Below are 12726 nucleotides of genomic sequence, written 5' to 3' on the forward strand. Positions count from 1 at the left end.
CCTGATTACATCAAGCCTGCTTCTTTGTAGTATTTTGCAGCGCCATCATGCAGCGGTGCTGAAAGGCCGTCTTTGACCATTTCTTCTTTGACAAGATTTGCAAAAGCCGGATGCAGCTTTTTGAAATCGTCGAAGTTATCAAACACAGCTTTGACGACGTGGTAAACAACGTCTTCATCGGTTTTGGTCGAAGACACGAAAGTCGCGCCAACACCGAAGGTTTTGACATCGTCCGGATTGCCGCGATACATGCCGCCCGGGATGGTGGCAACACGGTAATACGGGTTGTCGGCAACCAGTTTGTCGATTTCTGCACCAGCAACTTCAACCAGAACAGAATCACATGCCGTGGTTGCTTCCTGAATGGAACCAGACGGGTGACCAACGGTATAGATCATGGCATCGATCTTGTTGTCACACAGTGCCTGGGACTGTTCAGCCGGTTTCAGTTCGGACGCCAGTGCGAAATCGTCAAGGGTCCAACCCTTGGCCGACATCACGATGTCCATGGTGTCGCGCTGACCTGAACCCGGGTTACCGATATTCACACGTTTGCCTTTGAGATCGTCAAAGGTTTTGATGCCGGCATCTGCACGGGCAACAACGGTGAACGGCTCAGGATGGATTGAGAAAACAGCACGAAGGTCCGCAAACGGGCCGACTTCATTGAAGGCTTTCTCACCATGCAGGGCATAGTACTGGATGTCAGACTGGGCAACACCAAGATCAAGTTCGCCTGCGCGAATGGTGTTGATGTTGTATGACGAACCACCCGTGGACTCGACCGAGCAACGAATGCCATGCTCTTTACGGTCTTTATTTACCAAACGGCAGATCGCACCGCCGGTTGGGTAATAAACACCGGTAACACCACCGGTACCGATGGTGATGAAACGATTTTCCTGTGCTGAAGCCTGACCGGCAAACAGCGAAGCGCCTGCGATTGCAGCGACAGCAGTCGCTACAGCAATTAGTTTTTTCATTAGGATTAGCTCCCTTGTACACCCTGTTATAAGGCATTCAACTGCCCGACGAAGAGCAGAAGAATTATATAGAAACATCAGATAAATCAGATGTTTCGACTACGGGAGTATAGTGTCCGGCGAACCGAATTTAAAGACTATAACCCCCAAACCTCCTGATAGATTTCGCTTTTTTAAGCGACTTTTCTGCAATTCACTGAAACTTATGACCATCGCGGTTGCATGATCTGTCTGGCCTGCGCGCCCGTCGCGATTTTGCGGTTCATCAAACCTGCACCATCCCGCGCCTGAGCAATCAGTTCAGCATTATGGCCCGCGGGGCTTCCGTCAACCCCAAGATGATTATTTTCAAAACCAATACGCCCATGACCACCCAATCCGGCACCGGTCAAGATGCATGCATTCTCAAGCACACCAAAGGCACACACCATCCATTCAGAGATATAGGAACTCGACCCGATGAATGGCAACAAATCAACCGGATCGGATTGCTGCCCGTCGCTATAGCGCCCCAGAACGAACAAGACCGGGAACTTTTCGCCCGACAGCACACCAATCTCGACAAGCTGGTTAAAGCGCTGCACGTCTTCGGTCTCATATACGATCAATTGCGGGGCAATTTCTGCTTCACGCATAAACTCGAAAAAGGCCTTTACCGCGTTCAAATCGACATCAATCGGTGCAATTTCCCGAATGGCAATCGATACCGCATCGGGCACAAGCTTGCGCACCATCGCCATCTGATCATGCGCACTATACATCCCCACCGCTTCGGTGGTGACTTGCAACAGCATATCCGGACCAACGGCCGCCCGCACTTCGGCCAGCATTTCACGATACCGCCCGACATCAAGGCTGTGGCGCTGTTCATCATCGCGGACGTGAAGGTGCATCATCCCCGCACCAGCCTGTTGGCAATCAAATGCGGTCTTCGCGACTTCTGCCGGCGTGATTGGAATATTGGGCAAATCCGCCTTGGTCTTGCGCGCACCATTCGGGGCAGATGCGATCAGAAACGGCGTATCGGTATAACCCATTATGACAATCCTTCCGCCTTAAAGACGTCATCCAACGCCCCGGCAAACAGATCAACGATTTTACCGATATCATTTTCGGTCACGATAAAGGCCGGGGCAAACAACACATGATCGCCCCGCACACCATCAATCGTCCCGCCCATCGGATAGGCCATCAAACCGCGGGCAAAGGCCGCCTTTTTGACTTTGGCATTGATCTTGAGAGCCGGGTCAAACGGGTCTTTGGTGTCACGGTCTGCCACCAGCTCCACACCGCGAAACAGTCCGCGCCCGCGAATGTCCCCGACAAAGGGGTGCTGACCCAATTTCGCCTGCAAACCATCAAAAAGGTTTTCACCCTGTTTGATCACATTGGCCAAAAGATTGCGTTCTTTGATCGCACGCTGGGTCGCAAGGGCGGCGGCACAGGCGGTCGCGTGACCCTGATAGGTATGACCGTGCTGAAAGAACCCTGATCCATTGGCAATCGCATCATTGATTTTCTTTGACACCAGAACGGCACCAATCGGCTGATAACCAGCCCCCAGTCCCTTGGCGATGGTTTGCAAGTCGCCAGAAATGCCTTCCTGTTCAATCGCGTGAAGCGTGCCGGTTCGCCCCATTCCGCACATGACTTCATCAAGGATCAATAACACGCCATATTGATCGCAAATCTCGCGGACGCGTTTGAAATATCCCGGCACCGGCGCCAATGCCCCGGAAGTGGCGCCCACCACCGGCTCGGCGACAAAAGCCGCAACACTATCGGGACCAAGTTCAAGAATTGCCGTTTCCAGTTCATTGGCCACACGCAGGCCATAGGCTTCGACCGTCTCATCTGCGCGTTGGTCACGATATTGATAAACCGGCGCAATATGACTTGCCGTGATCAACAGGGGTTCGAACTGTTTACGCCGCCACATATTGCCGCCGACAGACAGCGCGCCAAGCGTATTGCCATGATAGGATTGACGCCGTGCGATGACGTATTTGCGGTCCGGCTGACCGATCTCAAGAAAATACTGACGCGCCAACTTAAGGGCGGCTTCGGTTGCCTCGGACCCGCCCGACACAAAATAGACCTTATCAATGCCTGCTGGTGCATGCGCCACCAGTTCATCGGCCAGTTCTTCCATCGCATCGGATGAAAAGAACCCGGAATGGGCATAGGCAATCTGATCGATCTGGGCATGCATTGCCGCACGGACATCCGGGTCAGAATGGCCAAGGCATGACACCGCCGCCCCCCCACATGCGTCTAGATAACTTTTGCCATTCTCATCGAAAATATAAATGCCCTCGCCCTTTACCGCACGCGGCGGTGTTGCAATGCTTGTCCGGTGCAAAACGTGGGTTGAGGCATTCGGGGCAGAAGTCTTATGTGACGCAATTGTCATGATCGGGTGTTCCGTGTGGGGCGTTAAAGTAAGGCTTCACGCTTCGAGATAGGTATCGAAAGCAGCAAGTTGTTCTTCTGCAGCGGCAATCCGTTGCAGGGCCTTTTGACCGCCACGCGCAACCAGCAGGGCAACCAGCGCCTGCATGACTGATAACGCAGCGGTGAAACTTTGGAAAAACGATTGAGAATGATCGCGCACAACCAGCTTGATCATTGCATCAAGTGCAATCGGCGATACGTCTGAATCACTTATGGCAATGACCGGACAATGTTGGTCGCGGGCAAAATTAACCGCGCGTACCGTGCCCCGGATATAAGGTTTGGCCCCAACCGCAATCAGCACATCACGCCGTGTGATACCGCGCAACTCATCGCCGAACGCACCGGAATGACCATCAACCAGTTTGCCATTGTCGCAAAACAGGCGATAGCCATAGGCAAACTGATAGGCCGCAGGATACGCCGCACCACAGCCAACAATGAAAACCTGTCGGGCATTTTCAATTACGCCACAGGCATCGATCATCTTTGCGATAAGCTCGGGGCTAAAGGCAGCACGGATATTATCGATCTCGGTCAGAGAAATGCTTTCAAGCAAATGCTCATCGCGATTTACATCCTGCTCATTTTTTTGGGTTTCTCGTGCACGCTGGGCATAGCTTGCTGGCTGGTCAAGCAACCGGTTTTGATAATGATCGCGGAATTCCTGCCATGTTTCGACACCAATTGCCGTCATCAACCGGGTGATGGTGCTTGGCGGAACATCGGCCGCCCCCGCAAGGGCGCGCATGGATCGCAAGGCGACCTCATTGGGGTGATCAAGGATATAGCGCGCAGCCTTCTGCATCTGCGGACTAAGCTTGGCATAGTCCGAAATCAGCTTTTCACGCAAATCAGAATACAACCCCATCAATCAGGCACCTTTGTGCAACACGATACCTGAAATTACGCCACAAGCAGCATGCAACCGCAACATATGTTTCAAAATTTCTACAAATGAAACAAATGCTTCGTCGATCTGTTTCATCTTGCGAACAGGATTCGGGGCTGGGGGCTCTAAAAAACATGGACTTATTAGAAAAAAATGTAACAATAAATGGAGACATAATTGAAACGTCTGCGTTTCATAAAAAAGAAAATATGTGCCTCTTGGTATGGGACTGGGCACCGAATCGGTAGGTGGCCAATGGAAGACCGGATCATTGATGCGCTTGCACAGACGCAAGCAGGCATTGCGCTTTTTGATGCTGACGAACGGATTGTGTTTGCCAATCCGGCGTGGGAACAGCTTATCACGGGCGTTGCCGAAGAAGACCTGATCTTCAATGAGACCGAGCTCGCCGATGGCGGCATGATCTCTGTTTGCTTTGTCAAACCGCAGGCCATTCCACTTGATAAACCCAATCATAACAGCGCGGCCAATGACGCCAAAACCGGCACTGTCATTATTGCCGATGACAGCGAAAGCAACCGTATGGTCGCCCGGCGTATCCTTCAATCCGAAGGATATACCGTCATCGAAGCCAGCAACGGTCAAACCGTTCTGAACATGCTGCGCCGGGGGGTAACTGCCGATCTCATCCTGATGGATGTTGAAATGCCTGACATGGATGGTTTGCACACCACACGTCGCATTCGCCACATGCCCGGCCCGGTGTCAAAAACACCGATCATCGCGCTTTCTGCACATCAATCACGTGACTGGAATGTTATCGCGCGGCAATCAGGTGTCGATGATTTCATCAACAAACCCATTCAGCGCGACAAACTGATTGAAACCATGAAGGACCTGATTGCGCGCTCCCCGGTACAAAGATCAGACGCGAAACCGAGCATGCCGCCGCCGCATCTTCGCAGCAAAAGTGCACGGCTGGGTCGACCACATCGTCCAGAGTCACTTACCAGCCCGGTTCTTGATATCCGTATTCTTGAACAGCTTTACAGTGATGCTGGCGATGAAGGGGCGAAATGCGGCATTGATATTTTCATCAATGAAACCGAAAACCGCTTGGTCAAAATTGACAAGGCCCTTTCAGAAGATGACCTGACGACGGTGCGCAACGAAGTGCATGTTCTCAAAAGCACATCCGGCACGTTTGGCCTGCGTCAACTTTCTGAATTATGCGAAACCACCCAATCGATCTTTGAAGACAGCCAACTTGACGAGAACCGCATTCTTGCCCTGTCGCGTCAGGTGGTTCAATTGGCCCCGACGGCCTTGACCGCGCTAAACCTGTATTCCAGATCACGCAATTTCAGCAGCGACGCCCATATCTGATATTCTCTTGGGATTGATCGAACCAGTCTGTTGCGTATCGTCCAAAAGCATCCCCCAAACCTGCCAAACCAGAAGCGCCCAGACGCTTAGCGACATATCCATATCCCTGCCTGAAATGGCACGCTGCCAATATCGGTGCTGATCGGATTTCGCTACCTTCTGCCCATCGAAAATGGCCGAAAGGATGCTTTCATCATCCTCCCAGATATAACGGCCCAGATTGCCAAGCCAGTCTTCGACCGGCGGGTTAAAGCCAATTTTAGAACGCCCTGCATGACCTTTGGGAAGATATGGCGCGATGACCTCCCGCCAGACTGACTTGCTCCCTCGGTGCTGATGCTGATCGGCTGTGATCATGGATGCGATGGCAACCACATCGTGACCCAACAGCGGTAATCGATATTCCAAGCCATGTGCCATTCCACAACGATCCGACATCACCAATTGATTGCCCGGCAAAGTCACATCCCGATCAAACCGCATCATCCGATCGACAAGGTTTTGCCCAATACCTTCCTGATCCTGAATGGGCGAACAGGACATCCGGGCAGTCAGTTCGGGAATGGCACACCGATTGTTCCAGATATCAAATGCATCCTCAAATCCCCCGGCCCCACCAACCAGAAACCGGCGCAGGTTTCGCTTGCTCATCTGGTCTGACAGGCTTGCGGCCAACCGGCGCAGGCCACCGGGCAAGTTCTGCCAGTAATGCTGATATAGTGATGCAGCCCGATAGCGTGGATAGCCGCCAAATAGCTCATCCCCGCCATCGCCCGTTAAACAAACCCGCACATGATTGCCAACCGCTTCGGAAAGGCGCTGCATTAAAACAATCGACGGATTGGCAAAGGGCGCACCAACACTGCGAAGTCCATCACACAGCGCATCGTAAATTTCCGGGGCGGTTTTGGGCGCTTTGATCACGTGCAATTCCTGCCCGGTATGACGACACAGGTTACGTGCAAACGCCGTTTCATCGCGCTTTGGATCGTCAAACCCCATGACAAATGCCAACGGCGATGCTTGCCCATGTTCGCGCGCCAGATCACAGGCCAATGCCGATACACCAGCACTATCCAACCCGCCAGAAACAAGCGCACCAACAGCACAATCGGCATCCAGTGCATCAGCAACCGACTGCCGAACAGCTTTACGCACCTTATCCACGGCAGTTTGCCGATCTGATATGGGACGCAACCGGTTGGCGGGATGCTTGATCCGCGATCTTGTGGTTTTACCTGCCTGCCAGGACAACACCGTTCCGGGCGGTAAAAGCTCAATCCCCGAAACACCGCTTTGCGGTGCCTGAACGAAAAGATGGGCGAGATAGCCTGCCTTAACATCCTGATCAAAGGACATCGGGGCTATCACATCAAGCGGACCAACCTCAGATGCAAACGCCACCCCGCGATCCGGGCGCGTCATGACGTAAAGCGGCTTGATCCCAAGTGGATCACGGGCCAGCCACAAGCATCCCGTTTTGCAATCCCAGAACGCCAACGCATATTGCCCGGATAGGTTTTCAAGTGCAGAGGCAACATCGCGCCCACCCTGAACCGCCTGCGCCAGAAGATGCAGGACAAGTTCCGCATCGTTCCGGCTTTTGAATGCTGTTCCTTGCGTCATACATTCCGCAATCAGGCGGCGATGACCGGCAATATATCCGTTAAAGGCCAGAACGAACCGACCATCACGGCTTTGGATAGGTTGTTGCGCAAGTGGGGTCAGATCGGTTGTTGCCAGGCGGGCACAGCCAAGTGTGATCCGCCCATCGGGATCAGACCAGACATCGCGGCCATCCGGTCCACGATGACGCTGCTTTTGCAAGATACCGGCAACGGCCAATTGATCATCCGGTGCTGTCGCCCCTGCAATCGCGCACATCTTTGATACCGTTACCTAGATTCGTTCCAATGGATCGTCGTCTGGTGAAATGGTGTCATCGCCGTCCCCCTGCCCCGCCAACTTGCTTTGAAGATCGCGCAGGATGAAAAGGCGCAAGGCACTTGAAAGATTCCCGTCGCGTGCGGAATCAATTTCGACAACCAGTTCCGCCATGGTGATATCGCGGCGTTCCGCAATACCCACAAGTTCCTGCCAGAACGCGTCTTCAAGTGAAAAACTGGTTCTGTGGCCCGCAATTGTCACTGATCTTTTACGAACGGTGTCATCCATCGGCGTTTATATCTTTGCATGTTTTGAAAAAACGAACATGATTTCAAATGCTTTCCGCCATGATAGGGCATCGTCATGAAATTCATACATCTTTCCGACCTTCATATTCTTGCCCGCAATGACAGATCGCGCCATCCCGATGCCGCCGCAACCTTGCGCAAAGTCATCGGTGAAATCAATGCGCTGCATCGCGATGCCGAAATCTGTGTGATAACCGGCGACATCACCCATCGCGGCACGCCAGAGCAATATGAACAGGCGGTCAATATCCTGTCTGACCTTGCCATCCCCTATATCCTCATTCCGGGTAATCATGACATCCGCGAAGCATTCAAGGATGCTTTCCCGACCACATCCGTTGATGCCAACGGCTTTGTTAATTTCGGCCAAACGTTTGATGGTGTGCGCTTTGTCATGATGGACAGCATTGTTCCGGGACATCATCACGGAACATTATGCGACAAGCGTCTTGGGTGGCTCCGCGATGAATTGACCGCCCATAAGGACACGCCAACATTTCTGTTCATGCACCATCCGCCATTTGAAATGGGCCTGCCTTTTATGGATACCATTCGTCTGGATGCGGAAAAGGAACTGGGCGAAATCATCGCGATCAACCCACAGATCAAGCACCTGTTTTTTGGCCATTTGCACCGCCCTGCAACCGGGACATGGCTTGGCGTTCCGTTTGTTCTGGGCAACAGCACGCAAAGCGGTGAAGCGCTTGATTTCCGTCATGAAAAAGAAGAAGAACTTGAAGACCGCAATCCACTTGGACCGGGCTATGGCATTGCCTTTTCAGACCCGACGGGCGGGCTTCGCTACCACTTTGATTTCGTGAAATTCGATATGTGAGGAAGATCAGGCTGCCTATGCGGCCTGATCCCATTCCGCCTGAACACTCTGATCTGCTTCGCGGTCAAGATGCTTGGCCTTTAGCGTTTCAAACCCGTTTTCATCCATCAATTGTGCCAAGGCCCAAATCGCACTGCCCCGGATCAGAGCACTTTCATCGGCCAGCAATTTTTCGATCCGGGGGATCAGGTTTGGCGTCCCGCTATTGCCCGCAGCAATCAATACATTGCGCAGGAACTTCGCACGCCCAATCCGCTTGATCGGTGATCCGGTAAAGAAGGCCCGAAACGCCCCGTCATCCAGATCAAGAAAATCTGCCAACCGGGGGGCAGTCAGTTCCGCACGCGGGATAAAGGCCAGTTCTTCAGTCCGGCTGGCAAATTTGTTCCATGGACAGACCGCCAGACAATCATCACAGCCATAAATGCGATTGCCCATGGGTTTGCGAAACTGTTTCGGGATCAACCCGTCATGCTCAATCGTCAGGTATGAAATACATTTGCGCGCATCAAGCTTATAGGGGGCTGGAAACGCATCGGTCGGACAGGCCGAAAGGCATTTCGAACACGACCCGCAATGATCAATCTCGGCCGATGCTTCCTCAAACTCAAGGGTCGTAAAGACCTCGCCAAGAAACAGCCAGCTGCCAAATTCACGTGACACAAGATTGGTATGTTTGCCCTGCCAACCAATCCCGGATGCTTGGCCAAGCGGCTTTTCCAGAACCGGGGCAGTATCAACGAATACTTTGACCTGTTCACGCCCGCCGGATTTTTCGACCAACCAGCGCGCCAATTGTTTCAGGCGCTTTTTGATCAGGTCGTGATAGTCCTTGTTCTTGGCATAGACCGAAATCATCGCCCGGTCCGGGTGATCAAGCAATGCCATCGGGTTTTCCGCCGGGCCATAATTGCTGCCAAGCACGATCACGGATTTCACATCCGGCCACAGCATTTCCGGATCACGACGGCGCGGCAAACGTTCCGGGTCATTCATCCATACCATCGATCCGTATTCACCACCCGCAACAAATTCATCCAGACGTTTTTGGTTGCGCGGGTCAATTTGCGGACGCGCCACCCCACAGACGTCAAATCCGATTTCACGGGCTTTGGTCTCAAGCATGTCAAAAGTGATCGCATCTGCCGATTGGGCGGTCATGATAGTGCTCGCTCACCTTGTCTGTCTGCTGCCTTATATCGTCATCCAACCATAACGCAAAAGGCCGCAAGCAATATGCTGCGGCCTTTTTGAGGAACAGGCAAGCAGCAGCTTAGCCGCGTCCGCGATATGGTGCGACACCCTGATCGGGAATCCAGACACCTTCTGGCGCAGCACCCGTCTGATAAAACACATCAATCGGGATGCCGCCACGCGGATACCAATATCCGCCAATGCGCAGCCATGTCGGATCAAGCGTTTCGACAATGCGTTTGGCGACCTTGATCGTGCAATCTTCGTGGAATGATCCGTGATTGCGAAACGAGGTCAGGAAAAGCTTCAAAGATTTGCTTTCCACCAGCCAGTCACCGGGAATGTAATCAATCACCAGATGGGCAAAATCTGGCTGCCCTGTCATCGGGCACAGGGATGTAAATTCCGGTGCGACAAACCGCACGCAATAACCGGTTCCGGCTTGCGGGTTGGCGACACGTTCAAGAACGGCTTCGTCCGGCGATGCCGGCTGTGCCGTATCGCTGCCCAGCATGGTCAGGTTGTCATAGATGGTTTGATCAGCCATGTGCTTAATCCTCGATAATCGGCACGGGATCGATATCCCCGCCTTCCTGACCGGCCTGGAAATCACGCGCAAACGCATCCATGCGGCCTTCGGAAATGGCTTCGCGCATGCCGCGCATCAAATCCTGATAATAGGCAAGGTTGTGCCAGGTCAGCAGCATCGCACCCAGCATCTCACCCGACTTGATCAGGTGGTGCAAATAGGCGCGCGAATATTTCGTGCAGGCCGGGCAGCCACATTGATTATCAAGCGGACGGTCATCGTCACGATGACGACCATTTTTCAAATTCAACGTCCCGTGATGGGTAAAGGCCTGTGCATTGCGTCCCGATCGGGTCGGAAGAACGCAGTCAAGCTGATCAATGCCGCGCATGACAGCACCAACAAGATCAGACGGCTTACCAACCCCCATCAAATAGCGCGGCTTGTTGGCAGGCAACATATCAACGCAAAAATCAAGCGTATCAAACATGATCTGCTGACCTTCGCCAACCGCAAGCCCGCCAACCGAATGACCCGGAAGATCAAGCTCAGTCAGTTTTTCCGAACTTTCGCGGCGCAGGTTTTCGAATACGCTGCCCTGCTGAATGCCATAAAGCGCATAGCCTTCACGTTCAACAAACGCATCCTTGGACCGCTTTGCCCAGCGCATTGACATCTGCATGCTTTCGCGGGCCTGCTGTTCAGTCGCCGGGAACGGGGTGCATTCATCAAACGCCATGGTGATGGTCGATCCCAGCAAATGCTGGATCTCCATCGAGCGTTCCGGGGTCAGGTTAAACTTACGCCCGTCGATATGGCTTTTGAAGGTCACACCGTCTTCCGTGATTTTGCGCAGTTTCGCCAATGACATCACCTGATACCCGCCGCTATCGGTCAGGATCGGTTTGTCCCAGTTCATGAATTTATGCAGGCCACCAAGGCGCGCAATGCGTTCTGCACCGGGACGCAGCATCAAATGATACGTATTGCCCAGCAAAATCTGCGCACCCGTATCAGCGACATTCTCTGGCAACATGCCCTTCACCGTCGCCGCTGTTCCCACCGGCATAAAGGTTGGCGTATCGATCACGCCATGTGCGGTGTGAATGCGCCCCAGACGGGCCTTGCCATCTTGGGCAAGCAGTTCATAGCGAAATTCGGTCATGTCAGATTATGTCCGTGCATCAATTTTACTGGCGCATTCAAGCAAGCTGCAATCGCCATAAGAATAGAAACGATACTCGTTTTCGATCGCGTGGGCATAGGCCGCCTTCATCCGGTCAAACCCGGCAAAGGCCGCAACCAGCATAAACAGGGTCGAGCGCGGCAGATGGAAATTGGTCAACAACATATCGACCGCACGGAACTTGTAGCCCGGTGTGATAAAGATGTCGGTCTCCGCCTCGAAAGGTTCAACCATACCGTCTTCGCGCGTCGCACTTTCAAGTAGCCGAAGGGACGTTGTCCCGACCGCAATCACCCGCCCGCCATTGGCGTGCGTTTCATTGATCAGACCGGCAATTTCGCTGCTGATCGATCCCCATTCGGCATGCATTTTATGGTCTTCGGTATCATCGACCTTGACCGGCAGAAACGTACCCGCCCCGACATGCAGCGTAATCGTGCGGCGCTTGATCCCGCGCGCATCAAGGTTGGCCAGCAATTCCGGGGTAAAATGCAAACCCGCCGTCGGGGCTGCAACCGCACCGTCTTTTTGCGCAAAGATGGTCTGATAATCAGATTTATCCTGATCATCACCACCGGTTTCGCGACGGATATAGGGTGGCAATGGCATCACACCGTATTTTTCTAGTGCTGCAATTAAATCCGCACCAGACCGGTTGAATTTAAGCACAACTTCGCCGCCATCCTTTTTATCAAGAACTTCGGCTTCGAATTCATCGTTCACATAGAACGTTTCACCAATACGCAGCTTTTTGGCCGGTTTGGCAAAGGCAACCCAAACCCCGAGACCTTCTTGCTTATGCAGGGTGACTTCAACCTTGGCCTCCCCGCGCTTGCCAAACAGGCGCGCAGGAATAACGCGGGTATCGTTTGAAATCAGCAAATCACCGGCGCGCAGGATATCGGGCAATTCACGCACGATACGATCGGTTGTTCCGTCCGAAGACAGATCAAGCATACGGGCTGCATCACGCGGGTTTGCCGGATGTTCAGCAATACGTTCACGTGGCAATTCGAAATCGAACAGATCGACTTTCATGGATCGGGGCTATTCCGGGTTAATTGAGAAACGAACGAAGGGGCGTTTTATGCGCCCCTTCGCCAAAAATCAC

The 12726-nt window shown here is 53.0% G+C and carries 12 protein-coding genes; 2 read left to right on the top strand and 10 right to left on the bottom strand.

Features of this window, described 5'->3' with window-relative positions:
* Window positions 1–5: 5 nt before the first annotated feature.
* The 4 genes from RIC05_RS10630 to RIC05_RS10645 all read right to left on the bottom strand — a co-directional run bounded on the left by RIC05_RS10630 (window position 6) and on the right by RIC05_RS10645 (window position 4308).
* A complete protein-coding gene (locus RIC05_RS10630) occupies window positions 6–983 on the bottom strand; it encodes a TAXI family TRAP transporter solute-binding subunit (protein ID WP_350047343.1) in 978 nt (325 codons plus the stop codon).
* A 203-nt stretch (window positions 984–1186) separates the two neighbouring features.
* Window positions 1187–2020 (bottom strand): beta-keto acid cleavage family enzyme, encoded by an 834-nt coding sequence (locus RIC05_RS10635; RefSeq protein WP_350047342.1) that lies wholly within the window; start codon window positions 2018–2020, stop codon window positions 1187–1189.
* Complete coding sequence (locus tag RIC05_RS10640; protein ID WP_350047341.1) at window positions 2020–3396, bottom strand: aspartate aminotransferase family protein; 1377 nt, start codon at window positions 3394–3396, stop codon at window positions 2020–2022. Before RIC05_RS10640 ends, RIC05_RS10635 begins: the two co-directional genes overlap by 1 nt.
* Window positions 3397–3432: 36 nt before the next feature.
* Window positions 3433–4308, bottom strand: coding sequence for a MurR/RpiR family transcriptional regulator (locus RIC05_RS10645; RefSeq protein WP_350047340.1), 876 nt, complete (start codon window positions 4306–4308; stop codon window positions 3433–3435).
* A gap of 276 nt (window positions 4309–4584) precedes the next feature.
* On the opposite strand from RIC05_RS10645, the gene RIC05_RS10650 reads away from it, so the two are divergent.
* Window positions 4585–5676, top strand: coding sequence for a response regulator (locus RIC05_RS10650; RefSeq protein ID WP_350047339.1), 1092 nt, complete (start codon window positions 4585–4587; stop codon window positions 5674–5676).
* Here the strand turns inward: RIC05_RS10650 and asnB are convergent.
* Both asnB and RIC05_RS10660 read right to left on the bottom strand, forming a co-directional pair.
* Window positions 5644–7560 (bottom strand): asparagine synthase (glutamine-hydrolyzing), encoded by a 1917-nt coding sequence (gene asnB / locus RIC05_RS10655; RefSeq protein WP_350047338.1) that lies wholly within the window; start codon window positions 7558–7560, stop codon window positions 5644–5646. The genes RIC05_RS10650 and asnB overlap by 33 nt on opposite strands.
* A gap of 15 nt (window positions 7561–7575) precedes the next feature.
* Window positions 7576–7851, bottom strand: a complete 276-nt coding sequence (locus tag RIC05_RS10660; protein ID WP_350047337.1) for a ribbon-helix-helix domain-containing protein — start codon at window positions 7849–7851, stop codon at window positions 7576–7578.
* Window positions 7852–7926: 75 nt separating this feature from the next.
* On the opposite strand from RIC05_RS10660, the gene RIC05_RS10665 reads away from it, so the two are divergent.
* Window positions 7927–8706: a phosphodiesterase gene (locus RIC05_RS10665; protein ID WP_350047336.1), complete on the top strand. Its 780-nt coding sequence runs from the start codon at window positions 7927–7929 to the stop codon at window positions 8704–8706.
* A gap of 15 nt (window positions 8707–8721) precedes the next feature.
* Here the strand turns inward: RIC05_RS10665 and queG are convergent, their stop codons facing one another.
* From queG to queA, 4 genes are all read right to left on the bottom strand, one after another.
* Window positions 8722–9867, bottom strand: a complete 1146-nt coding sequence (gene queG, locus RIC05_RS10670) for a tRNA epoxyqueuosine(34) reductase QueG (RefSeq protein WP_350047335.1) — start codon at window positions 9865–9867, stop codon at window positions 8722–8724.
* A gap of 112 nt (window positions 9868–9979) precedes the next feature.
* A complete protein-coding gene (gene queF / locus RIC05_RS10675) occupies window positions 9980–10447 on the bottom strand; it encodes a preQ(1) synthase (RefSeq protein WP_350047334.1) in 468 nt (155 codons plus the stop codon).
* 4 nt (window positions 10448–10451) lie between these two features.
* Window positions 10452–11594, bottom strand: coding sequence for a tRNA guanosine(34) transglycosylase Tgt (gene tgt, locus RIC05_RS10680; protein WP_350047333.1), 1143 nt, complete (start codon window positions 11592–11594; stop codon window positions 10452–10454).
* Window positions 11595–11600: 6 nt separating this feature from the next.
* Window positions 11601–12653 carry a tRNA preQ1(34) S-adenosylmethionine ribosyltransferase-isomerase QueA gene (gene queA, locus RIC05_RS10685; RefSeq protein ID WP_350047332.1) on the bottom strand — a complete coding sequence of 351 codons (1053 nt, stop codon included), beginning with the start codon at window positions 12651–12653 and terminating at the stop codon, window positions 11601–11603.
* Window positions 12654–12726: the final 73 nt, after the last annotated feature.

Source organism: Thalassospira sp. (assembly GCF_040218635.1).
In the GTDB taxonomy this organism is placed as follows: domain Bacteria; phylum Pseudomonadota; class Alphaproteobacteria; order Rhodospirillales; family Thalassospiraceae; genus Thalassospira.